Genomic DNA, 26,237 nt, shown 5'->3' with positions numbered 1-26,237 from the left:
TGTTACGCGATGGCCGGCGCTTTGCGCTCTATGTCCATCCACACCCGGACGCTGTCGCGATCCCACTGGCGACGCACATACGCCGCGAGCCGCGCCGGTATCGGATCGCCGTTGGCAACCAGTCGGTTGAGCATGATTGCCAGGTCGGTATCGGCAATGCTCCAGTCACCGAACAGATGCTCGGCGCCCTCTTCCAGCAAATGCTCGGCGACGAAGAACAAGCGCTCGACGGCGGTTTGGGCCTCGTCGGACAGCGCGGTGTTTTTCTTGCCGAAGTACACCAGGTCAAACGGGCGTTCCTTACGCACCACCAGCAAGTCACTGCGCAACCAGGCCTGCAATTGACGAGCACGGGCGCGCTGCTGGAGGTCCTGCGGGTAGAGTTTTTTATCCCCCGGGGAGAGTTCATCGAGGTATTCGGCAATCGCCGATGATTCCGACAAGGCAAAAACGTCGTGAACTAACGTTGGAATCTTGCAGGTCAGCGAAAGATCGCGATAACTCGCCAGATAATTTTCGCGTGCTTTTAGATCAACAGTAACAAGTTCAAATGAAAGTTGCTTTTCCTTGAGCGCCACAAAAGCCGACATTGCAAACGCGCTGATATGATCGGCACCGACATACAGTTTTAGCTTCCTGTTTTCCATAGAACACTCCATTGACCAACTGCAGGAATTGACGTGCATTGGAAGTGATCGTAGTTAGTTGAATGAAGGCTGAATAGATACAGAATTTGTCCGTTTCAATCGATACAGAAAGTTGATTTCCACCGACAGATACGCAGCCAAAACCCCGGCGATAACGGGGCAGGTCTGAAAAACAAAAAAAGGGAGCCGACGAAGGTGGGCTCCCTGGGCTGTTGCGCTGGGAAATTACGGCTGGGAGGTGATCAGGCCATGGCTGTCGGCGAAGTTCGAAAGCAGTGCCATTTGCGACATGTTGCTCATGTTCAGCATCGCCAAAGGTTCGTGCTTACTGGTGTTGACGAAGCCGTGCTTGGTCCACGCCGGTACCAGTAGCACGTCGCCATTGCTGACGTTGACCCCGTCGGCATCGCCAACGGTCAACACGCCGCTGCCGCACTGGATGACAAACAGATGCCACCAGGAATGGGCATGGCCATTGAGCGTCACACCGGGGTTCAGCCATTGCATGGCGATCGCCATGCCAGGCGTCACCTCACAGCCCTCAATGCTCTTGTCGTGAGCCAACGCGACAATATCAACGTCGCTGGCTTCAAGGGTATGACGCATGCCCGCCAGTTCGGTACCCTTCCACACCTTGGGACTTGGCGTTCGATGGTGCAGGCTCTGACGAAAGTCCTTATATGAAAAAAACGCACCTTGAAAGTTATCCATTCGCACGTCCTTTTTTTATTACCCATACTTTAGCGCTAAACCTTAAGTTAAGAGTTCAGCGCTGTAAAGCCGGGGAATAATTTACAAAACCGATGGACGCAAGGCGGCAATCATGTCCACTTCTATCGCGGCATTCTTGGGTAACTGATAAACACCCACCGTGGTGCGGGTATGTTTACCGGCATCGCCCAGCACATGGCTGAACACATCCGAGGCGCCGTTGGCCACTTCACTCAAATCGACAAAGTCCGCCGTGGACTTCACATAGACCGTTACCCGGATCAATGACTTGATCTTGTCCAGCGAACCAATGGCATCGACGATCAACGCCAGCCCGCGCATCGCGCTGATGCTGGCGGCCGCTTGCGCATCGGCCAAGCTGAGGTCCAGGCCGACGCGGCCGGGGTAATGGATCTTGCCGTTCATGCGCGGCACCAGGCCGCTGATGTACAACTCATCGTGATGGCGGATCAGCGGTGCGTAATGCCCGCCTGCGGTGTTTTCGCCGTAGATGTCATAACCAAACTCTTTGGCCAGGGCGATGAAGCGTTCATCGCAGGTCATGTGCTGGATCATTGATCGAACCCTCTTAATCAGTAATGCAAAAAACGGGTGCTTGCAGGCTCAACACACGGCGCGGGTCGCCGGTGCCAGGCAAGTCACCTCAATGCGTGACTCAATCGCCTCGGCCAGACGCAACAGGTCGTTGCTCAGTTGCCCGTAGTGTTCGTTGAACAACACGATGTGGCCGATGAATGAGAAGTTGTCTTTCACTAACGCGCTGACGGAGTCGCCGATACGCTTGGCGTACTGGCCCTCCACCAGCTCGATACGCAGGGCGCGGGCCAGGGCCTCAATGTCGGGCGTTGCACGCAAGATGCCGCCATCCGGCGCCCTGAGCAGGCGAATGCCGCAGTAGCCGCGGGCCACTGGCTCGTGCTGTTCGGTCTGGCCTTCCACCGCCCAACGCACCCAGCGTTCCCATGGGTCGAAATTGACGAAGGCGCGTTTGGCCAGGTCCCAGATGTGCATGCCGCCGGGGCGCATGTTGGTTTCCACGGCGGAGGTCAGGTTGTCGCTGCGCAGGAACACTTCGTTGTGCCAGGCACCATTGGCCTGGGATACCAAGCCCGACATATGCCGACCGGCTGCCATCAAACGTGCCTGTACCTCAGCCGGAAGCGGTGCGGGGACGACTTGCTGGATCTCGGCGCGGTAGGCGCCTTCGGTGGTGGTTTTTTCAGTCACCCAGGTGCTGCCGGCCACGTAGTCCCAGCTGTATTCGCGGGCGTTCTGCACCAGCGCTTCAAGGACGATGCCGCCTTCGCGGTAAGGCTTCAGGGCGAGCCAGGCGTCATCGCATTCCGAAGGGTGATGGATGACGCGACAGCCCCGGCTCGCGCCTTCGCAGGCCGGTTTGATGAAGGCTTTTCCGCCCAGTTCGACGACGCGCTGGCGCAGTTCCGACAGGCTTTCGACCCGCGCGGAAAACACCGGTCGGTATTCTCCGGGGGAGGTGCTGGCCGCAGCTTCCAGCTGGCGGAAGATCTGCTTGTCCAGGCCCGCCCGCGCTTCACCTGGGGTAATGCCCGGCAGGCCGAAGTGAGTGGCCAGCGCTGCACCGAGCAGCACGCCGCGATCGGAGAACGGCAGTACGCCGATCAGCTTCCAGCTGTCGGCATTCAGACACCCCACCACCAGTTCAAGGGACGTCGCCACATCTTCTTCAACCAATGAAGTGCTGCAGACGTGATCGGCCACCTGGTCGTCATGGGGCTGAATTTTCTCGACCAGCAGGATGAGCCTGGCGCTATAGAGCGACTTGCACAGCTCGCGCAGTTTCTGGATATCGTGAACCCGATTGCCGTTGTAACCGACCACTACTACGCATGAAGTCGTATTCATATTGCCCCCGACCTGCAAAGTGAAAACCGCAACGGCGATGACTCAGTCATGCAACGACGCATTGGATTTACGGTTGAGCCAATACCAGGCCAGGATCCCTGCGGCACCGATGGCGGCCAGCACCAGCGCGTTGTACGGCGCCGGCACCACCCGCATGATCAACACTGTCAGCCCGGCCCCCACCCCCAGGGACACTTCCTTGACGAACATGTTGTTTTGCTTGACCGAGAAGTAGTCGAGGTAGCTGAAGGCGCATTCGGCGATGGACAGCAGCGCCACCCAGATCAGTGCCCCGGCGAGGGTTTCGACGTGGAACGCGGCGGGCGAAGACAGCACCGCAAAGCCGCCGACGATGATCCCGATCACCGCCACGACCTTGAAGCGCCCGGTGCGCTCGATCAGCTTCATCACCGGCACCTGGGCAAACACCACCACGGCACTGTTGAGGATCAGCATCAAGCCGTACCAGGCCGGCAGCTCACCGGTCTTGAGCAGGATCGCCTGTGGCAGGATCGAGAACACCCCGAACAGCTTGATGCCCATGATGATCCCGGCAATCACCCAGGGCAGTTTGTTGCCCCAGTGGCTGCCGACCTGACTGGCTGGGCGGGCTACCACCGGCTCCGTGGTGAAGGTCGCGCCAAGGGCGATCGGCAGGCACAGCAACACGAACGCTGCCGCACCGAGGAAAAACATCGTCGGCGTGAGCAGTGGCGACAGCAGGATCAAACCGGCCACCAGGCTGCCCATGTTCATGGCCACGCGGTTGTAGGCCGCGCCTTCCTTGGTCTGGGCCGCTTCGCTCTTGATCAGGTAACCGGCAATCGCAATGCCGTAGGCAAACAGCGCGGCAGCAAACATCACCATGCCTTGATGGCTGGTCAGCGCCAGCAGCACCAGGCCAAGGCCGGCACACAGCAGGGTGACACTCAGGGAACGACGGCCAAGCACCAGTAAAGTCAGGGGCAACAGCAGCAACAAGGCGCGGTACCCAAGGGCCAGGATGCTGTTGGTGGCCGTGTCGAGCCAGACGTTGGCCTTGCCCAGCACCGCGAACAGCGAGACGGCGGTGATGATCCGGATCGTGAATAACCGCAGGTTAATGACCGGCTTGGCTACCGCGACCGTTGTTTCGACACCCATGCAACACCTCAGGAACCGGGTGAATGCCCGCCGACAAAGGCCGACATTCAGAAAAGTCTGTAAGGGCATGGTAGAGAGAGAGGCTTGTCCTGATCAGGGCAAGTTCGTATAGAATCCAACGAACTTTACTGCCGGAGAGACCAGTAAAATGCAGCTTCAACGTGCAGTCATTGCCGCCATTGAATTCCAGCCCGGCGTGCCGCTGGTGCAGCAGATCGTCGATCAACTGACCCAGGCGATCAGCACCGGTGGCCTGCCCCACGGCGCCAAGCTGCCGCCGATTCGCGAACTCTCCGACTTGATGAACGTGGGCAAGTCCACGGTGGTCGATGCCCTGGACCGCATGCGGGCCAAGGGGCTGGTGGTGTCTCGCCAGGGCTCCGGGCATTACGTGCATCGCTCCGAAGCGGCGCTGAAAAGTGGCACCGGCCCGGACCTGCAACCCCAGGACACCCTCAGCGTGATTCGTCGCGCCTTGCTGCTGGACAACGGCACGCTGCGCCCCGGCTGCGGTTTTCTGCCGACCTCGTGGCTACCCGCCGAAGAACTGCAGAAAGCCGTGCGCAGTACCCTGCGAGCAACGTCGTTGCGCATGGGTGAGTACGGCGTGCCCGGCGGTTACGTGCCGTTGCGCCAGGCCCTGCGGGTCAAGCTGGCGACCTTCGGCATCGAAGCGCCGGTGGACCAGATCATCACCACCGCCAACACCATGCAGGCCATCGACCTGCTGATGCGCCTGCTGGTCAAACCCGGCGACACCGTGCTGCTCGACGACCCCTGCTACTTCAACATGCACGCCAACCTGGCGCTGCACGGGGCCAAGGTCATCACCATCGCCCGGGATTGCGACGGCATGGACCTCGACGCCTTCGAGCAATTGCTGATCGCCCACAAACCCGTGCTGTACATGACCAACAGCACGCTGCACAACCCCACCGGCCATTCGTTCACCCCGGCCCAGGTCTACCGATTGCTGGAACTGAGCCACCGCCATGGCTTGCACATCGTCGAAGACGATCTGTACTGCGACATCCAGCAACGCCGCACCCCACGCCTGGCGGCCAGCGGGCTGGACAACGTGAGCTATGTGTCAGGCTTCTCCAAGACCCTGACCGCCAACAGCCGCGTCAGCTACACCGTGCTCTCGCCACAATTGGCGGCACGAATGGTCGCCCTGAAAATGGCCTGCGGTGGCGTGACCTCAGAGCTGGCGGAACAGATCACCTGCACCATGCTCAGCGACGGCAGCTATGCCAAGCATGCGCGGCGCACGGTGGATCGGTTGTATGAGTCCAATAGCCGAGTGGCGAGTTGGTTGGCGGAGGCTGGGTGTTCGCTTTCCTCGCTGCCCGGCGAAGGCGTGTTTATCTGGGCGCGGTTGCCGGAGGGCTTGCACGCCGAGAACCTGGCTCGCCAAGGGCTGGAGAACAATATGGTGTTGGCGCCGGGCACGTTGCTGAGCAAAGGGCCGGATGCCAGCCATTTCCTGCGATTCAATGTGGCGCACAGCGACAGCTTGCAGGTGCGGGAGCGCTTTTTTCGGTTGCTTGATAAACCACTTAAATAACTGACTGCCCTCAATCCTGTGGGAGCGGGCTTGCTCCGGGCGGCGATCCGACGAAGAGGCCGTCACATCCAGCATCAATGTTGCCTGACCCACCGCCTTCGCGAGCAAGCCCGCTCCCACAGGGATTGCAGTGTCCAATGAGATCCCCGGCCACCAGATCGCTACGATTGCCGACCTCATCCTTGCCGGCTAACTTCGCCCGGTCGCTGCCAATTCAGCGACCGGGCCTGAGAACCCGGGTAAGATGCCACGCAGCTACGCCCCACGATTGTTGGCGTTTTTCTACGCCTGAATTTTCGTGTTATGGCGGCTGTGTGTGGGAGACCTTAGGGTCTGCCGGGTCCTGCATCTCCGGTTTCTCAGCCTGCGCACAGCTGCCACCCATTCGCCTGAGAACGAACGGGACAGCTTCACTTATGCAGGAGTTACAAATGAACGCTATCGATCCGTCTGCTACACCAGTCATGCCCCTCCACCTCCCAACCAACAAGAGGTGAAGCCCAATGACCAATCCCCAAGACCTCAAAACCATCGGCCTCACCCCCTTCGCCTACCACGCCAACGAACCACTGTTTCGCATCAACGCCGGTGTCCCGGTGATCGAAGCCCTCTACCACGCCTCCGACCTGCTCCACCTCGCAAAACTTCTCGCCTCAGACGCGGCCATGGTTCGCGATTCCGACCGACACGCCTGGGCCTCACACTTTTTGCAGGACATGAGCAAGGCAATCATCGATGACGTGGTGAAGGTGCTCGATGCACCGTGTAACAACCGCGCGTAAATGAAAAAGCCCCGCGATTCTTTTGAATGCGGGGCTTATTGGATAACCGTATCGCGCTCTGAATAATGCTTACTCTCGTTGTTACTCGACTGTAGCTTCGACTCGTTGCTTTTCCTCATCCTGCGCTATGAGCAAGGCTTGCGTGACCTGTTCGATGTAGTCAAACACCTCCTCTTGAACCGAATACTTGAATTGCTTACGGCGGTGTTTCGAGACGCTGCCATTTTGCGCGAGGCACATCATCACAAGATTGGACAAGTCGCTGCCCCTGACGTCATAGCGCTCATCGACTGCCTTGACGATCTTGTCGTAGTTTTCGAGAAAAATAGTCTCTTCACGCAACTCGACTTCGAGCGCCCTCTTGGCCATTTCCAGAGTGAATCGCACACCTGGCGTGGCATCCCAGAATCGATAAATTGCCGGGTGTCCCGTGAACTTGAACGATAGAGTCCCTTGGTCAATCCATCGGACGTCCCAGAACTCACGCGCTGGGCGAGAGAATTCCTGCAAGGCTTCCAGATACAGGCGCTCTTCGCGCTTCATTGCAACCGATACGGGGAGTAGAAAGCCGTTTTCCAAAGCACCTGCGCGGCACAGTGTCTGATGGATGAGAAAGCGAGAAAGTCGACCATTTCCATCCATGAATGGGTGTAGGAAGACGAAGCCGAATGAAATGACTCCGGCGGCAACTAGTGGGTCAATGTGCTTTGTCGCTTCATTTCCCAAAGCCATAAGCTGATCCATCAGCTCCCGACACAGATCAGGTGCAGGCGGAACAAACGTTACACCCGCAGCACCTTGCAGACCATTTGCCAAGTGGTTCTGCTCATGGCGGAACGCAGCAGCCATATCATAGGGATTGGAAATCGTCGCATTCTGGAGGGTCACCAAGTAATCCTCGCTCAATGGAATGCGTTCATGCGCCTGTCTGAGCAATTGAATAAAACGTCTGGATTTTTCCTCGCTCGGCGAATCCTTCTCGATGGCAAACGAGTCCCGGGTTTCATTCAGGTAGGCCCAGTTGATCGCTCGATCCATCATTCCTGATGGCAGGTTCTGAATGAATTGCTGGGCGCGTGCAAGAATATCGTGCTCTAGCAGAGCAGTGATTTGAGGTGTCCGTTCAACTGTCGCGCAGTAAGCCAAAGTGCCAATACCGTTGAACTCCACACGCCAGCGAGAGTTGCGCTCCCCCGGCATCGTCAAATACTGTTTCGGGTCGAATAAAGGGATGAAGCTACCCTTTACTGGAGAGTGCTGAGTCAAGCCTTCGCCAGTGAACGCTTCGTAAAGGAAACAAGCCTTACGGATGTAGATCCCGTTCGGAGCTTTTTGCAATTCGGCCTCAAGTGCTTGTGCCGGAATCTGAGGTAACGCTTGGGCTAGAATGGTGAGGTTGATGCCTTCATGCTTCAAGGCGAAGAGCACATGCCCCAACAGATCGTCTGAAGCAGGGGCAATCCCAGGTGGAACTGCCAATGTGTCACCGATTCGCTCAAGCCGTGTAACGGGCTGCACCTTGGCGGGCTGGCGCAAAGGAAAGGCTGAAAGCTGCAGCGTGTCTTGCAGGCATGCGTACCCAGCTGAACTCATCGCGCAGATCCTCCTTTTGATCAGGCCGGACATTTTTTCTTTAGTCGGCCAATAAAATCTTAATATTCCAAGATTATCTCAATTTTTTCTTAAGTCGCAGTTTAAATGCTTGTCGCCTGGAAGCGCATGCGCCTGGAGTTCTTGCGTACCCATATCAGCGATTTGCAAGTCTTCCACCGCATTGCGGCCCTTCATAAACATGGCTTCGCGTTGAACTCTCATTTCTTCAACGCCCTGTATCAACTCGTCAAACAGGTTCCGTTCTCTCATTCATCCCTCCTCTAATGTCATCGAAGACGTATACGCCGCCAACGTCGTCTGCCCTGAGGATCTATTAATTGGTAAAGAGAAACCCTACACGAGCAATGCAGGTGCCGGCGTTAGGACATTTCCCAAATGCCATACTCCGTTTTCCGAAATGACTAAAATTCCCCCAATCGGCATAGGGGGCGGCCTTCACAGGCCGCTCCCCTGCCACACCACCCGGCATGCGGGTCCGCACCGGGCGGTTCGAGAGATTGAGGTTATGAGAGTCGCACCAGACCCAGCCTGTCGAACCACGCCACATTCAGCACTCGATTGAGCTCAAAGCGGCTGTTACACCACCAACTATAAGAGTTGGCCGCCACTTTCCGTGCGGTGTGGGCACTGGCCCCCAGAGCCCGCAGTTCACGGTAAATCGTCGGACCACGCCTCCATTGTTTGAGCTGGATCGCTCGCAATCGGTGTCGCATCCACTCGTCCAGCCCTCGCCAGACTTTCGGCGTTTGTGACAACCCAAAGTAAGTTTTCCAGCCCAGAAGATAAGGGCGTAGATTCTCGACAACTTGTCGCAGACTGCGACCGCCTGAGCGACGGGTGAGGTCGCGTACCCGTTGCTTGAATTGCTTGCGCGTCTTGACCGCTACCGCTCTTTTGACGCCTTGTGGAGATGCCCAGAAGGCGTAGCCCAGAAACTTGCGACCAAATGCACTCGCCACCGCACTCTTGCTCTCGTTGACGCTCAAGTGCAGCTTTTCATACAGACGTCTCAGCAGAGCCATCACCCGCTGTCCTGCCCTACGACTGCGAACATACACATTCGCATCGTCGGCATAGCGCACGAAACAGTGGCCTCGACGTTCAAGCTCCCGATCCACTTCGTCCAGCAGCACATTCGCCAGCAACGGCGACAGCGGACCGCCTTGCGGCGCCCCGCAGCGGCTTTTCTCGACCACGCCATCGATCAGCGTTCCCGCATCCAGATACGCCCGAATCAGCCGGATAACCGCCCGATCCGCAATCCGCTTGCGTAACCGATCAATCAAAATATCGTGGTCGACCCGGTCGAAGAACTTCTCCAGATCAACATCCACCACCACTTTACGTCCTGAAGACACATGGCTCTGGGCCGCCAGAACGGCATCCTGCGCGCAGCGTCCCGGGCGAAAGCCGTAGCTGTGTTCACTGAAAGTCGGATCGAGGAGTGGCTGCAAGACTTGCAGCAACGCTTGTTGGATCAAGCGGTCGGTGACCGTCGGTATTCCCAACTCGCGCTGACCGCCGTCGGGTTTGGGAATGGCCACTCGGCGTACCGGACTGGGCCGGTAGACACCCGAAAGAAGCTGTTCACGAATCGCCGCCCATTGGGTCAGCAGATGTTTGGCGGTCTGTTCAATATCCAGACCGTCGACTCCCGCTGCACCTTTATTGGCCTTGACCCGTTTCCACGCCCGTTTCAGGTTTTCTCTCGCAAAGGCCCGTTCCAGCAGCCCTTGCCCTGCGTTGTCGGGTTCATCTTGCGGGCGATTGACCTCGTCGCTGGCGGGACTTCTCACGGCTTCACCGCTCGTTAACTCCGTCCGCCCCGCGTTTGGCAGGCATCTGACTTCCGGTCGTTCGCATCAACATGGCCTACAACACTCTCTCTCGTTCGGCCCTTCGTCAAAAAAAAAAGACTACTACGGCCTCTGCTGACTTCTCGCTCTGGCTCGCACCGTCATCCTTTCAGACACAAGGCGAGATCTCCCCAGGTAAGAACGCAATCCTTCCCCGCACAACCGCCGGATTTACGCTGCCTGACCCTTGACCACAAGAGCTTCGCGATTTATGGCTCGCTCGCCCTGATCGGCTTCGCCTTATATCCGGTTCTTGTCCATCGGCTCGCGGTTTCGATTCACGCTTCCTCCCCACACTCGGTCGCCCTCATGCAGTTGCGCTTCACTTCGTTCGCTGTGGTCAGCTCACGGCGGGACTTTCACCCGCAAGATTGCGCCCATGCTGGGCGCACAACAAAAAGCCCCGCTCTTCTCTCGAAGGCGGGGCTTTTCTTTACAGCATCCGACGCTTAAGGCGCGTACGTCAGCAACAACTCGGCCGGCACTTTGAAGTCCAGGGACATCATCACGCTCAACGCGGTAATGGTGAAGATCGAGAACACGAACAGCTTGCGTGCCCAGACCGTGTCATCCACTGCCTTGTAGCCGGTCCAGGCCATGTACAGCCAGTACATGCCCATGGCCGCGGCGACGGCGAGGTAGCTCATGCCGGCGTAGCCGCTGAAGGTCAGCATCAAGGTCGCCACGAGGAAGGCCAGGATGTAGATCAGGATGTGCTTCTTGGCCACCTGGATGCCGCGCTTCACTGGCAGCACCGGAATCGATGCGGCCAGGTAATCGTTGAAGCGGAAGATCGCGATGGCGTAGGAATGCGGCATCTGCCACAGGCTGAACATCACCAGCAGGGTCAGTGCGGCCATGTCGAAGGTGTTGCTGACTGCGACGTAGCCGATCACCGGCGGCATGGCGCCCGACAGACTGCCCACCAGCGTGCCGTGAACCGACTTGCGCTTGAGGTACAGGCTGTAGAAGCCGACGTAGATCACGAAGCCGATCACCGCGAACAACGCGGCCAACGGGTTGGCCACCTTGTACAACAGGGCAACGCCGGCGACACCCAGGACGGTCGCATAGATCAGGGCCAGTTTCAGGGAGATCAAGCCCTGGACCAGCACCCGGTTCTTGGTGCGTTCCATCTTCAGGTCGATGTCGCGGTCGATGCAGTTGTTGAACACGCAACCGGAGGCAACCACCAGGGACGTGCCGATCATGGCGGCCAGGAAGATGGCCAGATCGACATGCCCTTTGGAGGCCAGGAAAAATCCGCCTGCCACAGAAAGCACGTTACCGAAAATGATCCCCGGTTTGGTGATTTGGATAAAGTGCTTAAGGGACATGCGGATCTACCTCACTTCGCCATCATGAACGTGTGGATGCTGAACATGATCCACAGCGACAAGCCAACCAGCAGGACAATCACGATCGCGGCAAAGACAAACGCAATCACGTTGTTACGCTGCGCGGCCGAACGGTCCAGGTGCAGGAAGTACACCAGGTGCACCAGCACCTGGATGACTGCGAACGCGACGACGATCATCAGGGTGATCGACTTCGGCAGCGTCGGGTACATCACCAGACCGAACGGAATCAGGGTCAGGATCACCGACAGGATGAAACCGATGCCGTAGGACTTGACGCTGCCGTGACCGGCGTCGTGGCTGTCATGGGAGTGTGTGTTAGCCATTTACATAGTCCCCATCAGGTAAACAACGGTGAATACGCAGATCCACACGACGTCCAGGAAGTGCCAGAACAGGCTCAGGCAGCTCAGACGGGTCTTGTTGGTCGCCGTCAGGCCGTTTTTCTGCACCTGATACATCATGATCGCCATCCAGATCAGACCGCTGGTCACGTGCAGACCGTGGGTGCCGACCAGGGTGAAGAACCCAGACAGGAAGCCGGAACGGCTAGGGCCGTAGCCCTCGGAGATCAACATGTGGAACTCGTTGATCTCCATGCCGATGAAGCCGGCACCGAACAGGAAGGTCAGGGCCAGCCAGCCCAGGACCTGCTTCTTGTTGCCACGGAAGAACGCCAGCATGGCGAAGCCGTAGGTGATCGAACTGAACAGCAGCAGAGCGGTTTCGCCCAGTACGTATGGCAGTTCGAAGATGTCGTGGCCCGACGGGCCACCCGCTACGTTGTTAACCAGTACCGCGTACGCCGCGAAGATCGACGCAAACAGAATGCAGTCGGTCATCAGGTAGAGCCAGAAACCGAATACGGTCATCTCGCCCGAGTCGTGGTGATGGTCATCATGCCCATGTCCATCGACATGGGTGTGTCCAGCATTGGTCACTAAGTTCGACATGGTTTAAGCCTGTTCCAACGAGGTTTCAACACGGGTGGCAGTGGCCGGGATTTTCCCTGCCGCTACCAGACGCTTGTGCTGCTCGGCTTCGATGCGCTCGATCACGTCGACCGGCACCATATAGCCTTGATCATCACGGGCCGCGTGGATCACGAAGTAGATCACGGTGCCGGCCAGGCCAGCGATTGCCAGCCACCAGATGTGCCAGATCATCGCGAAACCGAACACGGTCAACAGAGCACCCATGACCACACCGGTCGCGGTGTTGTTTGGCATGTGGATCGGCTGGTACTTGGCCGGGGCCTTGTACGCGGTGCCGTTTTCCTTGGCTTCGGTGAACGGGTCGACAACATCGGCTTTTGGCAGCACGGCGAAGTTGTAGAACGGAGGTGGCGACGAGGTCGACCATTCCAGGGTGTGTGCATTCCACGGGTCACCGTGTTCGCACATGTTTTCCGGCTTGTTGCGGTCACGCACGCTGACGTACAGCTGGATCAGCTGGCAAGCGATACCTGCGGCGATCATCACCGCACCGAACATGGCGACGTACAAGTACGGCACCCACTCAGGGTTGGTGGTGGCGTTCAGACGACGGGTCATGCCCATGAAGCCCAGTGCATAGAGCGGCATGAACGCGACGAAGAAGCCGCTGATCCAGAACCAGAATGCTGCCTTGCCCCAACCTTCGTGCAGCTTGAAGCCGAACGCTTTAGGGAAGTAGAAACCGAAACCGGCGATGTAACCGAACACCGCACCGCCGATGATCACGTTATGGAAGTGCGCGATCACGAACAGGCTGTTGTGCAGAACGAAGTCGGCACCCGGGATGGCCAGCAATACGCCGGTCATGCCGCCGATGGCGAAGGTCACCATGAAGCCCAGGGTCCACAGAACCTGGCTGGTGAAACGCAGACGGCCCTGGTAGATGGTGAACAGCCAGTTGAATAGCTTCACACCCGTCGGGATGGAAATCAGCATCGTCGCCAGACCGAAGAAGGCGTTGACGCTGGCACCCGAACCCATGGTGAAGAAGTGGTGCAGCCAAACCATGAAGCCCAGGATCGAGATTGCGCCCGATGCGTAGACCATCGAGTGGTGGCCGAACAGTTTCTTGCCGGTGAAGGTCGAGATGACTTCGGAGAAGATACCGAACGCTGGCAGGATCAGGATGTACACCTCAGGGTGACCCCACGCCCAGAACAGGTTCACGTACATCATCGGATTGCCACCAAGTTCATTGGTGAAAATGTGGAAATCCATGTAACGGTCAAGCGTCAGCAGTGCCAGGGTAGCGGTCAGGATCGGGAACGAAGCCACGATCAGGACGTTGGCCCAGGTGCAGGTCCAGGTGAAGATCGGCATGTCCATCAGCTTCATGCCAGGGGTACGCATTTTCAGCACGGTGGCCAGGAAGTTGACCCCCGTCAGCGTCGTACCCAGGCCGGATAGCTGTAGCGCCCAGATGTAGTAGTCCATCCCCACGCCAGGGCTGTATTGCAGGCCTGACAGCGGCGGATAGGCAACCCAGCCGGTCTTGGCGAATTCACCGACGCCCAGGGACAGGTTGATCAGCACCACGCCGGAAACCAGCAGCCAGAAGCTCAGGGAGTTCAGGAACGGGTAGGCAACGTCACGCGCGCCGATCTGCAGCGGCACTGCAAGGTTCATCAGGCCGGTGAAGAATGGCATCGCCATGAAGATGATCATGATCACACCGTGAGCGGTGAAGATCTGGTCATAGTGTTCAGGTGGCAGGTAGCCAGGCGAACCCTCGGTGGCCATGGCCAGCTGGGTACGCATCATGATGGCATCGGCAAAGCCGCGCAGCAGCATGACCATGGCGACGATGATGTACATCACGCCGATTTTCTTGTGGTCGACCGACGTCAGCCACTCGGTCCACAGGTAGGTCCACTTCTTGAAGTAGGTGATTGCAGCGAACAACGCCAGACCACCGAGCGCGATCATGGAGATGGTTATCATCACGATCGGTTCGTGGAACGGGATCGCTTCCCAACTTAATTTACCAAACATCGTTTACTCCTCTGCCCCGGCAGCTGAATGCGAACTCGAGTCCATCCCTTCCATCTGGGCCACTTCTTTCTCTGCTTTCTCGTGCTTGACCTTAGGACCTGGTTTCATGCCTTCGTACTTGTCGACGATGGACTGGAACATGCCTGGGGTAACCGAGTTGTAGAGCTCGACTGGGTTGTTCTGGCTTGGTTTGGAAAGGGCTGCGTATTCAGCTTGTTCAAGCTGTTTAGGTGCCTTTTTGACTTCACTTACCCAGGCGTCGAAATCTTCCTGGGAAGTTGCGATCGCTTTGAATTTCATACCGGTGAAACCCGCGCCGCTGTAGTTGGCGGAGATACCGTCCATTTCAGCGTTCTCGTTGGCGATCAGGTGCAGCTTGGTCTGCATGCCCGCCATCGCGTAGATCTGGCCGCCCAGAGCAGGGATGAAGAACGAGTTCATCACGGCGTCGGAAGTGATCTTGAAGTTGATCGGGGTGTGCGCCGGGAACACGATCTTGTTGACCGTGGCGATGCCTTGTTCCGGGTAGATGAACAGCCACTTCCAGTCCAGCGCGACCACTTCGATGGTCACAGGCTTGACGTCGGATTCCAGCGGCTTGTACGGGTCAAGGGCGTGGGTCGACTTGTAGGTGACGTAACCCAGGGCAATGATGATCAGCACTGGAACAGCCCACACCGCGATCTCGATCTTGGTGGAGTGGTTCCATTTCGGGGTGTAGGTGGCGTTGGTGTTGGACGCGCGGTATTTCCAGGCGAACAGGAAGGTCATGACGATGACCGGCACCACGACCAACAGCATCAGCAGCGTTGCGGTGATGATCAGGTTTCGCTCGTCCAGACCAACCTGGCCCTTGGGATTGAGCAAGGTCATGTTGCAGCCTGACAGCAACAACGTGCCGATCAGCGGCAATAAGCCTAGTAGTCTGGGGTACCTGTTTTTACTCATCTCACGACCTCTAAAGCAGCTTGCGCAATGCAGTTGGGTTTTGATCGCCAACACTTCACCCTGCCAAGGGTTGGCATTTTTCTTGGATTGAATAAGGGCATGCCCATCGTGCGTCAGACGCTGTACGACAAATCCCGGGCCTGCGGTGAGTTCTTATTCGAATTCGTGGTCAAAGGCCTTGTTACAGACCAATTCCATTTGGTGCGGGTAGTTGGAGGCTCCGACACCTGGGCATCGCATGAAGCCACCAGACCTCTCGACACCCTGTTTCTGCTCACGCCTGGTTAAGATTTGAGCAGTGCCGGGGATTCAGTGCGGGCGATTGTAGATATGTAACGTTGTATAAACCATGTCTCATCCCGAAATAATTTTTATCCGAACCGGCAACAATCATTAACCGTTTTCGCAAAAGCGGCGCATCTTATCGAAATTAATTCTCAACAAAAACACCACAATAAGTAGGTCTTCCACCCACAGTTCAGACAGTATCGGGTCCCTCCTCACCGCCCTTCACCTTGCCCGAAGCCCGATATGACGGGGGCTCCGGCCATTCGCCAGACCCTGTTAAAACTGCCTGCTCGCGTTCGCAATGGAAAAAACCGCAAGCCTGCAAAACAGCCCAATTTCGTTACGTTTCCATGTACCAATCCGGCCTCTTCGAACGCCCTGCGACACTGACTCTGTGACAACATGTCGCACATGTGTCGCACCCTTGATTGCCGCCCGTCACGGTCTTTTTACCCAGCCTCTGAAATGTGCTTTGCAAGACAAAAAAAGCCCCGGTCCTCTCTTCGAGGACCGGGGCTTTTTTGTCCGACAATGCGCGGCGCAGATGACCTCAGCGCAGCGCTTTGCGGTTACGCGACGCCAGCAACGGCACCAGCACCACGATCAGCACGAAGGCGACCAGCGCCCACTGCGCCAGCGACAGACCGAGGATCGGCGGGTATGGCGTGGAGCAGAAACCATCGACCTGGAAACCCAGCGGGAAGATCTTCGCCAGCGGCAAGTCATCGACGATCGGTTGCAGCACATCGATGCCGCAGCTGACCGCCGGATAGAACTGCGTATAGACGTGATGCCCGGCAACGCCGACGCCTGCCAGTGCGCAGATCACTACCAGGGTTTCAAACACCGTGATGCTGCGACGGCTGCGCATGGCCGCGCCGATGAAGGCAAAGATCGCGATCAGCAACAACGCATAACGTTGCAGGATGCACAGCGGGCAAGGGGCCTCGCCCAGAACAATTTGCATGTACAGCGCACCGCCGATCAGCGCCAGGCAAATGATGCCCAACAACACCAGGTAGCGCCGTTCACGCCCCAACCGCATGGATTCATCGCTCATCGCGTTTCCCTTGAAGATATCGATTGCCCGCCAGTCTACACGCTGGCCCGGACCTTTGAGAGCCTGGAGCATGTGAGGGGGATTCGGGGGAATAGACGATAAGGCGGTTAAGGAGGGATTAACTTTCTGGCTTTTTTCAGTTCAGGACCGAGGTGAAGCAATCGCGGGCAAGCCGCGCTCCCACAGGTTTTGTGTCGTTCACATCAATCTGGATCGACACAAATCCCTGTGGGAGCGTGGCTTGCCCGCGATGAAGCCAACGCGGTGAGCCTGCTGGCTCACCGCGCCAACCCCTTACTCCAGCGCCGCAGCCGGCCCGAAGAACTCATAGCGGCTTTGCTTCTCCGGCACACCCAGGGCTTTGAGGTGACGCTTGATAGCGGCCATGAAACCTTTCGGCCCCAGGAAGTAAGCATCAAGGTCACGCTGCTCCGGCAGCCATTCATTCAACTGCTGCTGGCTCAACAAACCGACCTTGTGCGCCGCCGGACTCACGCCGTCATCTTCGGCGTAGCAGTAGAAGCGCTTGAGTTGCGGGTGACGCTCGGCGAGGCCGTCGATCCAGTCGCGGAAGGCATGGACGCTGCCGTTGCGCGCGCAATGGATGAAATGCACTGGCCGCTGGGTCTCCAGCGCCGCTTCGAGCATCGCCAGGGTCGGGGTGATGCCGACGCCGCCGCTGATCAGCACCAGCGGCTTGTCGCTGGCGGTCAGGGTGAACTCGCCCGATGGCGGGAACAACTGGATGCTGGCGCCGACCTGCAACTGGTCGTGCAGGTAGTTGGAAGCGCGGCCACCGGCTTCACGTTTGACGCTGATGCGGTACTGGCCTTTGTTCGCCAGCGCCGACAGCGAGTAGTTACGACGGATCTCTTCACCGTCGAGGATCAGTTTCATGCCGATGTACTGGCCGGGTTCTGCCTTCAGGATCGGGCCTTTGTCTGCAGGTTCAAAGTAGAACGAGGTGATCTCTGCGCTCTCCTCCACCTTGCCGGCCACGATGAATTCCCGCGCCCCACGCCAGCCGCCGTGGGCCTGTTCCTTCTGGTCGTAGATGCTGGTTTCAGCACCGATCAGGATGTCCGCCAGTTGGCCGTAGGCCGCGCCCCAGGCCGCGATCACTTCCGGGGTGGCGATCTCTTCGCCCAATACTTCGGCGATGGCCCGCAGCAGGCAGCTGCCGACAATCGGGTAGTGCTCCGGCAGAATCTGCAGGGCCACGTGCTTGTTGATGATCTTGGCCACCAGGTCGCCCAACTGGTCGAGCTGGTCGATATGGCGCGCATACATCAATACGCCGTTGGCCAGGGCACGCGGCTGATCACCGCTGGTCTGGTGGGCCTGGTTGAACAACGGGCGGACTTCCGGGTATTCGGAGAGCATCATGCGGTAGAAGTGCGTGATCAGCGCCTCACCACCGCTTTCGAGCAGCGGTACGGTGGATTTGACGATGGCACGGTCTTGAGCGCTCAGCATAAGGTGACTCCTGGTCTTCTTGGGTTGCTAACGGATTACCCTATGCTTATCAGCTTCCGTGCCAACTATTTAATCGTTATAAATTAATAAGTTAAAAACTTAATAGTCATTTAGACACCCCTTGATTTATAGTCATACCGACTACACGGAGTCACTATGACTGCAAAATCCCTGCTCACCGCCCTGCTGCCCCTGGTCTCCGACCTGTCCCGCGAACTGCCCGAGGGTGAGCGTTATCGCCGCCTACTGGAAGCCATGCGCGCCCTGCTCCCATGCGACGCCGCCGCCCTGCTGCGCCTTGATGGTGAATGGCTGGTGCCGCTGGCCGTTGACGGCTTGAGTACCGACACCCTCGGTCGGCGCTTCAAGGTCAGCGAGCACCCGCGTTTCGAAGCGCTGCTCAGCGGCCCCGGCCCGACCCGTTTCGCTGCCGACAGCGACTTGCCTGACCCCTATGACGGCCTGGTCGATGGCCTGGATGATCATCTGGAAGTCCACGACTGCATGGGTTGCCCATTGTTCATCGACGAGCGTCCCTGGGGTCTGCTGACCCTCGATGCCCTCGACCCAGAGCGCTTCGAACCGATCGAACTGGATGCCCTGCAAGCCTTCGCCAGCCTCGCGGCGGCCACGGTCAACGCTGCCGAACGCATCGAGCGGTTGAACAACCGGGTCGAAGACGAGCATCAACGCGCCGAGGTCTACCGCCAGGCCAGCGGCCAGCAGAATCGCGAGATGATTGGCCAGAGCAAGGCCCATAAAAGACTGGTGGAAGAAATCAACCTGGTGGGCGGCAGCGACCTGACCGTGTTGATTACGGGCGAAACCGGGGTCGGCAAGGAACTGGTGGCCCAGGCCATCCATGCCGCCTCACCCCGCGCCGACAAACCGATCATCAGCCTCAACTGCGCCGCATTGCCCGACACATTGGTGGAAAGCGAGTTGTTCGGCCATGTTCGCGGCGCCTTTACCGGGGCGATGAACGACCGCCGTGGCAAGTTCGAGCTGGCCAATGGCGGCACGCTGTTCCTCGATGAAGTCGGTGAGTTGTCGCTGACCGTGCAGGCCAAGTTGCTGCGGGTGTTGCAGAGCGGTCAACTGCAGCGACTGGGTTCGGACAAGGAGCATCAGGTCGACGTGCGCCTGATCGCGGCGACCAACCGCGACCTCGCCGAAGAAGTGCGCAGCGGCCGTTACCGCGCCGACTTCTACCATCGCCTCAGCGTTTATCCGCTGCTGGTGCCTGCCCTGCGCGATCGCGGGCGTGATGTGCTACTGCTCAGCGGTTACTTCCTCGAGCAGAACCGCTCGCGCATGGGCCTCAACAGCCTGCGCCTGAACAGCGACGCCCAGGCTGCGCTGTTGGCCTACGACTGGCCCGGCAACGTGCGCGAGCTTGAACATCTGATCGGCCGCAGCGCCTTGAAGGCCTTGGGCAATTGCAAGGAACGGCCGAAGATCCTCAGTTTGAGCGCAGCCGACCTGGACTTGCCCAACGCCAGCGTTGAAGCCGCCGCAGAGCAACCCGTCGCTACCATCACGCAAGCGGTGACCGGCGATTTGCGCGAGGCCACCGAGCATTATCAGCGTCAATTGATCGGTGCCTGCCTGGAGCGGCACAACAACAATTGGGCAAGCGCGGCCCGTGAGCTGGGCCTGGATCGGGCGAACCTGGGGCGGATGGCCAAGCGGTTGGGGATGAAATAGCGTCGCTATAGGGTGAGTGGAGTCTTTGTGGCGAGGGGGCTTGTCGGATCGACACAATGGTCCTGTGTTTGACCCGAGAGAGGTATTCACCCTAAAGCCCGCCTCCGACACGTCGATAACCCGGCATCGAAGTCATTGGCGATCCCGGGATTGCCCGTCACCTTTTTCCAGAGAAGGTTCATATGTCCTCCACCAAAGCCCGCGCAGACTCACTTTCGCTTTTGCTGTTTACCTTGCGCAGCGGCAAGCTGATGGCGATCAACCTGCTCAAGGTCAGTGAAATCATTCCCTGCCCGCCGCTGACCAGGCTTCCGGAGTCGCACCCCCACGTCAAAGGCATTGCCACCCTGCGCGGTGCCTCGCTGTCGGTAATCGACCTCAGCCGTGCCATTGGCGAGCGTCCGCTGGAAGACCCCAACGGCGGCTGCCTGATCGTCACCGACGTCAGCCGCTCCAAGCAGGGTCTGCACGTGCAGGCGGTGAGCAGGATCGTCCATTGCCTGACCACCGACATCCGCCCGCCGCCCTTCGGCTCCGGTGGTTTGCGCGCCTACATCACCGGCGTGACGTCGGTCGATGGCACCCTGGTGCAAGTGCTGGACATCGAAAAAGTCATCCATGGCATCGCCCCGGCACAAATCGAAATGGCGCCGACCGAACTGAGCATGGAAGACGCCGAACTGCTCGGCAACGCGCGCATCCTGGTGGTCGACGACAGCCAGGTCGCCTTGCAGCAATCCGTGCACACCCTGCGTAACCTTGGCCTGCAATGCCGTACCGCCCGCAGCGCCAAGGAAGCCATCGACTGCCTGCTGGATCTGCAAGGCACCGCGCAGCAGATCAACCTGATCGTCTCGGACATCGAAATGTCGGAGATGGACGGCTACGCCTTCACCCGCACCCTGCGGGAAACCCCGGATTTCGCACATCTTTATGTACTGCTGCACACCTCGCTGGACAGTGCGATGAACGCCGAGAAAGCACGACTGGCGGGGGCGAACGCGGTGCTGACCAAATTCTCTTCGCCGGAATTGACCCAGTGCCTGATCACCGCGGCCAAGGCTGTCGCCGAACAGGGTTATTGAATGTTGACCGAAGAATTCTGTTGGCTGATGCGGCGCGACCTCTCTGTCGTCGCGCCGTCCCCCGATTGGCCTGCTGGCCTGCAATTGAGCGAGTACCGCCCCGAACTGGGTGCCGCCGTACACCGGTTGATGGAGTTCGGTTATCTCGACGGTGGTGGTCGCGTAGCCGCGCTGGACATGTGGCAACGGCAGTTCGAAACCGATCCGGAATATGATCCGGCCCTGTGCTTGATTGCCCTGGATGCCGGAGAAGTGGTGGGCGTGTGTCAGTGCTGGACCAGTGCCTATATCAAGAATCTGGTGGTGCATCCGCGGTTTCAGGGCCGGGGGTTGGGGCGTGCACTGTTGTTGCAGTCATTCAAGATGTTCCAGCAGCGGCGTGAAGGTTTCGTGGACCTGAAGGTACGTGAAGACAACCATCGGGCGCGGCGCTTGTATGAAAGCGTCGGGATGCGCGCGGTCCGTCGGGAGCCGGTTCCACTCTGACACGACGCCATCGCGAGCAAGCTCGCTCCCACAGGTTACCCGTCGTACACAAAATCTGTGGCCACACTCGACCACTGTGGGAGCAGCTTGCCCGCAAAGAGGTCGGCACAACCACCTCAAAACCTTCAGGCATACTCACCTTTCGGCCACAGCACAAAGGATGCCTGAACCATGAAAGCAGCAACCCTGACTTTTTTCTGCCTCACCGCCCTCGCCACGCAGGCCCATGCCTCCAGCCCCGACGCCTGGGCCACCTACGACAAAGCAGTACTCACCAGCTGCACCAAGGCCAGCGGGCTGAAGGACAGCAAACCGCTCGGCAACGCCGCGCAGTTCGATGACCGGGTCGGTTACACCGCGCTCCTGCTCCAGGGCCAGTACCCGCAAAAGCACATGAAAGGCGCACCAGGCACCGAGTTGTGTCTCTACAACAAAAAGAGCAAAACCGCGTACGTCACCGAATGGGACTCCATCCGCCCGGCCGGCAAGGCAAACTGAGTGGCGCATAATTTGCTTCGATAGCGGCTTTTGCGGCGGCATTCTGTCGCCGTTTCATGCACCGTGATGCGAACGAACGCTCGATGAATACAACGTTTTCCTGTGTAGGCTGCGGTAAATGCTGCAACGACCACCATGTGCCCCTGACCCTGAGCGAAGCCCGGATGTGGGCAGCCGACGGTGGTCAGGTGATCGTCCTGGTGGAAGCGTTTCTGGGCAACGGCCTGGGTCTGCCGGTGCAGCAACGGGAACACGCCGAACGCCGTTCGGCAGCGGTGCGCAGCGGCGAATCCGAGACGTACGTGGCCATTACCTTCGCCGCCTACAATGTCGGCCCCTGCCGAAATCTTGACGAAGACAACCTCTGCCGCATCTACGAACGCCGGCCGTTGGTATGTCGCATTTATCCGATGGAAATCAATCCGCACATTGCGCCGAACACCGCCGCCAAAGAGTGCCCGCCAGAGTCATGGGAAACAGGGCCGGAGCTGATCGTCGGCGGCAATCTGGTCGATCAGGAGCTGGTGCAACTGATCCAGCGCTCACGCGAGGCGGATCGTGACGATATTCAGATGAAGGATGCAATTTGCGCATTGCTGGGCATCCGCACGACAGCCCTGAAGGGTGATGGGTTTACTGCTTATCTGCCGGATATGGCGGAATTTGCCGCGATCATCGACGACCTGGCGGGACAAACCTTGCCTGAGTGGGGCAGCGAATGGCTGTTTCATGTGTCCGGCGATGACATTGCCGGGCAAGTGCTGGCGGCTGGCGCACAGGTGGTAACGGATGCGCCGGCGAACTATGCGTTCATTTCGTTGCGCGCGGTTTGATTCTGGATTTGCAGTGTTTGTGCCGGCCCCTTCGCGAGCAAGCCCGCTCCCACAGGGGAGCGCGTTCTTTCATGAAAATGCGATCAGATGTGGGAGCGGGCTTGCTCGCCAAGACGGCAGATCAGGCACCGCTGACTTAAGAACTCAGCGCTTGCCCATCGACCGACGAGTCCCCGGCGGCGCCATGCCCGGCGTCTTGGTGTGGCCATTCTTGGCGCCGTTCTTGTACCACGGCTGGTTGGAGCCCTTGGCGGCCGCCAGATCACCCGGCTTGAACGGGAACTTGAACGCCGGGATCTCGGCTTTGGTTTCGCTGTCGGCGCTGGAGTCGACGCTGTCTGGCAGCTCTGCCTGAACGTCGCTCAGGGCGTCGGCGATCGGCGGTTGTTTCGGGGAAGTCATGAAAGCTCCGGGTGGTGCATGAAATGTCGGGCCCGGTGAGTGGGCCGCATGCCACAGTATAAGAAGTGCGGCAGTATAACTGGATGGAGCACGACAAGCTGCAAGCTTGCATTGACCGCCTGACGACTCGCACAAATCCCGTGAAGAATGTTAGCGTGCTCATCATTCTTTACCGCCCGACGAGCCCGTCCCCCATGAAAAAGACCGTCCTTGCATTCAGCCGCGTCACTCCACAAATGGTTGAACGGCTGCAACAGGATTTCGACGTCATCGTGCCGAATCCGAAAAACGGCGACATCAACGCCCAATTCAACGAAGCCCTGCCCCACGCCCACGGCCTGATCGGCGTCGGTCGCAAACTCGGCCGCGCCCAATTGGAAAACGCCACCACGCTGGAAGTGGTGTCCAGCGTCTCGGTGGGCTACGACAACTATGACCTGGCCTACTTCAACGAACGCGGGATCATGCTGACCAACACGCCGGATGTGCTCACCGAAAGCACCGCCGACCTGGCGTTTACCCTGTTGATGAGCAGCGCCCGTCGCGTCGCCGAACTGGATGCCTGGACCAAGGCCGGACAATGGCAAGCCACTGTCGGTGCGCAGCTGTTCGGTTGCGATGTGCACGGCAAAACCCTGGGCATTGTCGGCATGGGCAACATCGGTGCGGCCATCGCCCGGCGCGGTCGCCTGGGGTTCAATATGCCGGTCATCTACAGCGGCAACAGCCGCAAGACCGGGCTGGAACAGGAACTCGGCGCACAGTACCGCAGCCTCGATCAATTGCTGGCCGAAGCTGATTTCGTCTGCCTGGTGGTGCCGCTCAGCGAGAAAACCAAACACCTGATCAGCCATCGCGAACTGGCGCTGATGAAGCCGAGTGCCATTCTGGTAAACATTTCCCGTGGTCCGGTGGTGGACGAGCCGGCGCTGATCGAAGCGCTGCAAAACAACCGCATTCGTGGTGCAGGGCTGGACGTGTACGAAAAAGAACCGCTGGCCGAGTCGCCACTGTTCCAGCTGAAAAACGCCGTGACCTTGCCGCACATCGGCTCGGCCACCCATGAGACCCGCGATGCCATGGCCAACCGTGCCCTGGCCAACTTGCGCAGCGCCCTGCTGGGCGAACGGCCGCAGGATCTAGTCAATCCGCAGGTGTGGAAAGCCTGATTAAACAATGGCACGTCATAATCGGCGTGCCACTTTATATAAATCCTGAAAAACATTTTCCTTAAACAACTTACCGTCTAACCCATATAACAAACGACATAACCTGCAAACCACTCTTCACCCCCACACCATCTAAACCTCTATAAACTCCGAAAGACAAAAACACATCAATCGTACATTCGGAGAGCATCCTGCATGAGCTATTTCACCACTGCCTGCCTGGTAAGGCGGAGCAAATTAATAGTTGTCTTCATGGCGGCATTATTCGGTACAACGACCCTTATCAACAACATTACCGACTACACTGCATACGCCGAGTATATCGGGCGAATCATCAGCATGAGCGACACCACCGGCAATGATTCCCGCCGTTACCGCGCCATCAGCTCAACCCTGTTTCACCACCGCTTTTACTGGGCACTGATCACACTCGAGACCATATTCACATGCAGTTTCATAGTTGGATTTTATCTACTCTACCGTAAACTCGATGCACCGCACAGCGAGTTCCACGAAGCCAAAAAATTTGCCACAATCGGCTTTATTACAGCCATTTTTGCGTATCAGACCTTCTACATCATCATACTAAACGAATGGTTTGACTTAGAGTATTCCAAACAGGCCAACGCCTTTGAATGGGCACAAACCCACATTCAATACATGTTCTTCGGTATTATTTATCTGTTGACGGCAAAGGATACCTGAATAGTTTCAGGCCAGCTTGCCCGCCACCGGACTGGCACTTGCCTTGGGCTTGCGAAACACCAGCACATTACCCAACATGACCATCACCAGCCCCGCCAGTGCCGGAGCGGTCCACTGGTAACCCTCGGCGAACGCCGAGACATTTAGCGCCACCACTGGGAACAGCACAGTGCAGTAGGCAGCACGTTCCGGCCCCATGCGCCCGACCAACGTCAGGTAAGCGGTGAACCCGATCACCGAGCCTGGAATCACCAGGTACAACAATGACCCGATGTAACGCGCACTCATCTCCACGTCGAAGGGAATGCCTTTGACCAGGCACCACACCGTGAGCATCGCCGCCCCGTAGGCCATGCCCCAGGCATTGGTGGTCAGCGGTTTGAGGCCGGCCTTCTGTTGCAGGCTCGAAAGCATGTTGCCCGCCGAGAAACACAAGGTGCCGCACAGGGCCAGACCGAGGCCGAGCAAGGTTTCCGGACTCGCGGTATGCCCGGCCAGCTCCGGCCAGAACAGCAGGCCCAGGCCAAGCAGGCCCAGCGCACCGCCCATCAGCACATTGCGGGCGATTTTCTGACCGAAGAACACCCGCGCGTTGAGGGCATTCCACAGGGTGGCCGTGGAAAACACCACGGCCACTAATCCGCTGGGGATCCATTGGCTCGCCGTGAGGAAGCACATGAAGTTGACGCAGAACAGGCACAAGCCCTGAGCCAGGCAGATCAGGTGCCCGCGGCGGTTCATCACTTGCAGCCGCCGGCTGAGCAGCAGGATCACGAACAGCACCAGCGCGGCGAGGCCGAAGCGATAGACGATCGACACGGGAATGGCCACCACGCCCAGTTGCCATTTCAAGGCAATCCAGGTGGTGCCCCAGATCAGCACGGTCAGCAGGTACAACGAAAGGTTCATGACTAAGGCTCCTCGATAGGAGCCCAGTGTCCGGCGCCACGCTTGGGCGCACTTGCATAAACTTGCGCTTTTGTCTGGCGGCAGGCTGGCAGGCGCACGTC

The 26,237-nt window shown here is 58.5% G+C and carries 27 protein-coding genes; 10 read left to right on the top strand and 17 right to left on the bottom strand.

Translation table 11 applies throughout. The features are described 5' to 3' along the window. Positions 1-2: 2 nt before the first annotated feature. The 5 genes from yfcF to AC3ITY_RS04585 form a co-directional block, all read right to left on the bottom strand. The gene (gene yfcF, locus AC3ITY_RS04605) at positions 3-647 is read right to left on the bottom strand and encodes a glutathione transferase (protein ID WP_489307859.1); all 645 of its coding nucleotides are present in this window, start codon (positions 645-647) and stop codon (positions 3-5) included. A gap of 225 nt (positions 648-872) precedes the next feature. Further along, positions 873-1,358 carry a cupin domain-containing protein gene (locus tag AC3ITY_RS04600; protein WP_489307857.1) on the bottom strand — a complete coding sequence of 162 codons (486 nt, stop codon included), beginning with the start codon at positions 1,356-1,358 and terminating at the stop codon, positions 873-875. A gap of 81 nt (positions 1,359-1,439) precedes the next feature. Then, the gene (locus tag AC3ITY_RS04595; RefSeq protein ID WP_150727357.1) at positions 1,440-1,934 is read right to left on the bottom strand and encodes a RidA family protein; all 495 of its coding nucleotides are present in this window, start codon (positions 1,932-1,934) and stop codon (positions 1,440-1,442) included. A gap of 48 nt (positions 1,935-1,982) precedes the next feature. After that, positions 1,983-3,263: an ATP-grasp domain-containing protein gene (locus tag AC3ITY_RS04590; RefSeq protein ID WP_489307856.1), complete on the bottom strand. Its 1,281-nt coding sequence runs from the start codon at positions 3,261-3,263 to the stop codon at positions 1,983-1,985. 42 nt (positions 3,264-3,305) lie between these two features. After that, positions 3,306-4,406, bottom strand: a complete 1,101-nt coding sequence (locus tag AC3ITY_RS04585; protein ID WP_489307855.1) for a hypothetical protein — start codon at positions 4,404-4,406, stop codon at positions 3,306-3,308. 148 nt (positions 4,407-4,554) lie between these two features. Between AC3ITY_RS04585 and AC3ITY_RS04580 the strand changes: the two genes are divergently transcribed. Next, positions 4,555-5,973 carry an aminotransferase-like domain-containing protein gene (locus AC3ITY_RS04580; protein ID WP_489307854.1) on the top strand — a complete coding sequence of 473 codons (1,419 nt, stop codon included), beginning with the start codon at positions 4,555-4,557 and terminating at the stop codon, positions 5,971-5,973. 503 nt (positions 5,974-6,476) lie between these two features. Next, entirely contained in the window at positions 6,477-6,755 is a 279-nt protein-coding gene (locus AC3ITY_RS04575; RefSeq protein ID WP_489307853.1) for a DUF3077 domain-containing protein, read from the top strand. Between the two features lie 81 nt (positions 6,756-6,836). Here the strand turns inward: AC3ITY_RS04575 and AC3ITY_RS04570 are convergent, their stop codons facing one another. From AC3ITY_RS04570 to cyoA, 8 genes are all read right to left on the bottom strand, one after another. Next, entirely contained in the window at positions 6,837-8,348 is a 1,512-nt protein-coding gene (locus AC3ITY_RS04570; protein WP_489310773.1) for a Fic family protein, read from the bottom strand. A 78-nt stretch (positions 8,349-8,426) separates the two neighbouring features. Then, on the bottom strand, positions 8,427-8,618 hold the full coding sequence (locus tag AC3ITY_RS04565) for a hypothetical protein (protein WP_223459107.1): 192 nt from the start codon (positions 8,616-8,618) through the stop codon (positions 8,427-8,429). Positions 8,619-8,872: 254 nt separating this feature from the next. Beyond that, positions 8,873-10,165 carry a group II intron reverse transcriptase/maturase gene (ltrA, locus tag AC3ITY_RS04560; protein ID WP_489307852.1) on the bottom strand — a complete coding sequence of 431 codons (1,293 nt, stop codon included), beginning with the start codon at positions 10,163-10,165 and terminating at the stop codon, positions 8,873-8,875. Positions 10,166-10,674: 509 nt separating this feature from the next. Next, positions 10,675-11,562, bottom strand: a complete 888-nt coding sequence (gene cyoE / locus AC3ITY_RS04555; RefSeq protein WP_489307851.1) for a heme o synthase — start codon at positions 11,560-11,562, stop codon at positions 10,675-10,677. An 11-nt stretch (positions 11,563-11,573) separates the two neighbouring features. Beyond that, positions 11,574-11,909, bottom strand: coding sequence for a cytochrome o ubiquinol oxidase subunit IV (cyoD, locus tag AC3ITY_RS04550; protein WP_008046747.1), 336 nt, complete (start codon positions 11,907-11,909; stop codon positions 11,574-11,576). Continuing rightward, on the bottom strand, positions 11,910-12,536 hold the full coding sequence (locus AC3ITY_RS04545) for a cytochrome o ubiquinol oxidase subunit III (protein WP_007986828.1): 627 nt from the start codon (positions 12,534-12,536) through the stop codon (positions 11,910-11,912). Positions 12,537-12,539: 3 nt separating this feature from the next. After that, a complete protein-coding gene (gene cyoB, locus AC3ITY_RS04540) occupies positions 12,540-14,570 on the bottom strand; it encodes a cytochrome o ubiquinol oxidase subunit I (RefSeq protein WP_489307850.1) in 2,031 nt (676 codons plus the stop codon). A gap of 3 nt (positions 14,571-14,573) precedes the next feature. Continuing rightward, complete coding sequence (gene cyoA / locus AC3ITY_RS04535; RefSeq protein ID WP_489307848.1) at positions 14,574-15,518, bottom strand: ubiquinol oxidase subunit II; 945 nt, start codon at positions 15,516-15,518, stop codon at positions 14,574-14,576. Positions 15,519-15,545: 27 nt separating this feature from the next. Here cyoA and AC3ITY_RS04530 point away from each other — a divergent pair, with 27 nt between their 5' ends. Continuing rightward, positions 15,546-15,806, top strand: coding sequence for a hypothetical protein (locus AC3ITY_RS04530; protein WP_489307847.1), 261 nt, complete (start codon positions 15,546-15,548; stop codon positions 15,804-15,806). 550 nt (positions 15,807-16,356) lie between these two features. On the opposite strand, the gene AC3ITY_RS04525 is transcribed toward AC3ITY_RS04530, so the two are convergent. Beyond that, positions 16,357-16,866, bottom strand: a complete 510-nt coding sequence (locus AC3ITY_RS04525) for a disulfide bond formation protein B (RefSeq protein ID WP_489307845.1) — start codon at positions 16,864-16,866, stop codon at positions 16,357-16,359. Positions 16,867-17,160: 294 nt separating this feature from the next. Further along, on the bottom strand, positions 17,161-18,342 hold the full coding sequence (gene hmpA / locus AC3ITY_RS04520) for an NO-inducible flavohemoprotein (RefSeq protein WP_489307843.1): 1,182 nt from the start codon (positions 18,340-18,342) through the stop codon (positions 17,161-17,163). A gap of 156 nt (positions 18,343-18,498) precedes the next feature. Between hmpA and norR the strand changes: the two genes are divergently transcribed. The 5 genes from norR to AC3ITY_RS04495 all read left to right on the top strand — a co-directional run bounded on the left by norR (position 18,499) and on the right by AC3ITY_RS04495 (position 22,951). Continuing rightward, positions 18,499-20,049, top strand: coding sequence for a nitric oxide reductase transcriptional regulator NorR (norR, locus tag AC3ITY_RS04515; protein WP_489307841.1), 1,551 nt, complete (start codon positions 18,499-18,501; stop codon positions 20,047-20,049). 182 nt (positions 20,050-20,231) lie between these two features. After that, the gene (locus AC3ITY_RS04510) at positions 20,232-21,134 is read left to right on the top strand and encodes a chemotaxis protein CheV (RefSeq protein WP_223532662.1); all 903 of its coding nucleotides are present in this window, start codon (positions 20,232-20,234) and stop codon (positions 21,132-21,134) included. Beyond that, a complete protein-coding gene (locus AC3ITY_RS04505) occupies positions 21,135-21,620 on the top strand; it encodes a GNAT family N-acetyltransferase (RefSeq protein ID WP_489307838.1) in 486 nt (161 codons plus the stop codon). A 171-nt stretch (positions 21,621-21,791) separates the two neighbouring features. Continuing rightward, positions 21,792-22,118, top strand: coding sequence for a hypothetical protein (locus tag AC3ITY_RS04500; RefSeq protein ID WP_489307836.1), 327 nt, complete (start codon positions 21,792-21,794; stop codon positions 22,116-22,118). 83 nt (positions 22,119-22,201) lie between these two features. Beyond that, positions 22,202-22,951 (top strand): YkgJ family cysteine cluster protein, encoded by a 750-nt coding sequence (locus AC3ITY_RS04495; protein WP_489307835.1) that lies wholly within the window; start codon positions 22,202-22,204, stop codon positions 22,949-22,951. A gap of 144 nt (positions 22,952-23,095) precedes the next feature. Here AC3ITY_RS04495 and AC3ITY_RS04490 read toward each other — a convergent pair whose 3' ends face one another. Then, positions 23,096-23,353, bottom strand: a complete 258-nt coding sequence (locus AC3ITY_RS04490) for a hypothetical protein (protein ID WP_223459130.1) — start codon at positions 23,351-23,353, stop codon at positions 23,096-23,098. A 194-nt stretch (positions 23,354-23,547) separates the two neighbouring features. Between AC3ITY_RS04490 and AC3ITY_RS04485 the strand changes: the two genes are divergently transcribed. Then, positions 23,548-24,522 (top strand): 2-hydroxyacid dehydrogenase, encoded by a 975-nt coding sequence (locus AC3ITY_RS04485; protein ID WP_489307834.1) that lies wholly within the window; start codon positions 23,548-23,550, stop codon positions 24,520-24,522. A gap of 195 nt (positions 24,523-24,717) precedes the next feature. After that, positions 24,718-25,227: a DUF2165 family protein gene (locus tag AC3ITY_RS04480; protein ID WP_489307832.1), complete on the top strand. Its 510-nt coding sequence runs from the start codon at positions 24,718-24,720 to the stop codon at positions 25,225-25,227. A gap of 6 nt (positions 25,228-25,233) precedes the next feature. Here AC3ITY_RS04480 and AC3ITY_RS04475 read toward each other — a convergent pair whose 3' ends face one another. Continuing rightward, a complete protein-coding gene (locus tag AC3ITY_RS04475) occupies positions 25,234-26,136 on the bottom strand; it encodes a DMT family transporter (RefSeq protein ID WP_489307831.1) in 903 nt (300 codons plus the stop codon). Positions 26,137-26,237: the final 101 nt, after the last annotated feature.

The organism is Pseudomonas sp. GL_091, from assembly GCF_057837725.1.
Note: the sequence above shows the minus strand (reverse complement) of the source record. Positions and strands in the feature narration are given on the sequence as shown.

Coding starts and splice junctions, on each gene's coding strand:
- AC3ITY_RS04485 (WP_489307834.1), top strand. CDS start 23,548: ATGAAAAAGACCGTCCTTGCATTCAGCCGCGTCACTCCACAAATGGTT.
- cyoA (WP_489307848.1), bottom strand. CDS start 15,518: ATGAGTAAAAACAGGTACCCCAGACTACTAGGCTTATTGCCGCTGATC.
- cyoB (WP_489307850.1), bottom strand. CDS start 14,570: ATGTTTGGTAAATTAAGTTGGGAAGCGATCCCGTTCCACGAACCGATC.
- AC3ITY_RS04500 (WP_489307836.1), top strand. CDS start 21,792: ATGAAAGCAGCAACCCTGACTTTTTTCTGCCTCACCGCCCTCGCCACG.
- AC3ITY_RS04495 (WP_489307835.1), top strand. CDS start 22,202: ATGAATACAACGTTTTCCTGTGTAGGCTGCGGTAAATGCTGCAACGAC.
- AC3ITY_RS04475 (WP_489307831.1), bottom strand. CDS start 26,136: ATGAACCTTTCGTTGTACCTGCTGACCGTGCTGATCTGGGGCACCACC.
- AC3ITY_RS04595 (WP_150727357.1), bottom strand. CDS start 1,934: ATGATCCAGCACATGACCTGCGATGAACGCTTCATCGCCCTGGCCAAA.
- AC3ITY_RS04505 (WP_489307838.1), top strand. CDS start 21,135: ATGTTGACCGAAGAATTCTGTTGGCTGATGCGGCGCGACCTCTCTGTC.
- AC3ITY_RS04590 (WP_489307856.1), bottom strand. CDS start 3,263: ATGAATACGACTTCATGCGTAGTAGTGGTCGGTTACAACGGCAATCGG.
- AC3ITY_RS04480 (WP_489307832.1), top strand. CDS start 24,718: ATGAGCTATTTCACCACTGCCTGCCTGGTAAGGCGGAGCAAATTAATA.
- cyoE (WP_489307851.1), bottom strand. CDS start 11,562: ATGTCCCTTAAGCACTTTATCCAAATCACCAAACCGGGGATCATTTTC.
- norR (WP_489307841.1), top strand. CDS start 18,499: ATGACTGCAAAATCCCTGCTCACCGCCCTGCTGCCCCTGGTCTCCGAC.
- AC3ITY_RS04600 (WP_489307857.1), bottom strand. CDS start 1,358: ATGGATAACTTTCAAGGTGCGTTTTTTTCATATAAGGACTTTCGTCAG.
- AC3ITY_RS04545 (WP_007986828.1), bottom strand. CDS start 12,536: ATGTCGAACTTAGTGACCAATGCTGGACACACCCATGTCGATGGACAT.
- AC3ITY_RS04565 (WP_223459107.1), bottom strand. CDS start 8,618: ATGAGAGAACGGAACCTGTTTGACGAGTTGATACAGGGCGTTGAAGAA.
- AC3ITY_RS04490 (WP_223459130.1), bottom strand. CDS start 23,353: ATGACTTCCCCGAAACAACCGCCGATCGCCGACGCCCTGAGCGACGTT.
- AC3ITY_RS04510 (WP_223532662.1), top strand. CDS start 20,232: ATGTCCTCCACCAAAGCCCGCGCAGACTCACTTTCGCTTTTGCTGTTT.
- cyoD (WP_008046747.1), bottom strand. CDS start 11,909: ATGGCTAACACACACTCCCATGACAGCCACGACGCCGGTCACGGCAGC.
- AC3ITY_RS04570 (WP_489310773.1), bottom strand. CDS start 8,348: ATGAGTTCAGCTGGGTACGCATGCCTGCAAGACACGCTGCAGCTTTCA.
- yfcF (WP_489307859.1), bottom strand. CDS start 647: ATGGAAAACAGGAAGCTAAAACTGTATGTCGGTGCCGATCATATCAGC.
- AC3ITY_RS04525 (WP_489307845.1), bottom strand. CDS start 16,866: ATGAGCGATGAATCCATGCGGTTGGGGCGTGAACGGCGCTACCTGGTG.
- AC3ITY_RS04575 (WP_489307853.1), top strand. CDS start 6,477: ATGACCAATCCCCAAGACCTCAAAACCATCGGCCTCACCCCCTTCGCC.
- AC3ITY_RS04580 (WP_489307854.1), top strand. CDS start 4,555: ATGCAGCTTCAACGTGCAGTCATTGCCGCCATTGAATTCCAGCCCGGC.
- AC3ITY_RS04585 (WP_489307855.1), bottom strand. CDS start 4,406: ATGGGTGTCGAAACAACGGTCGCGGTAGCCAAGCCGGTCATTAACCTG.
- AC3ITY_RS04530 (WP_489307847.1), top strand. CDS start 15,546: ATGCAGTTGGGTTTTGATCGCCAACACTTCACCCTGCCAAGGGTTGGC.
- hmpA (WP_489307843.1), bottom strand. CDS start 18,342: ATGCTGAGCGCTCAAGACCGTGCCATCGTCAAATCCACCGTACCGCTG.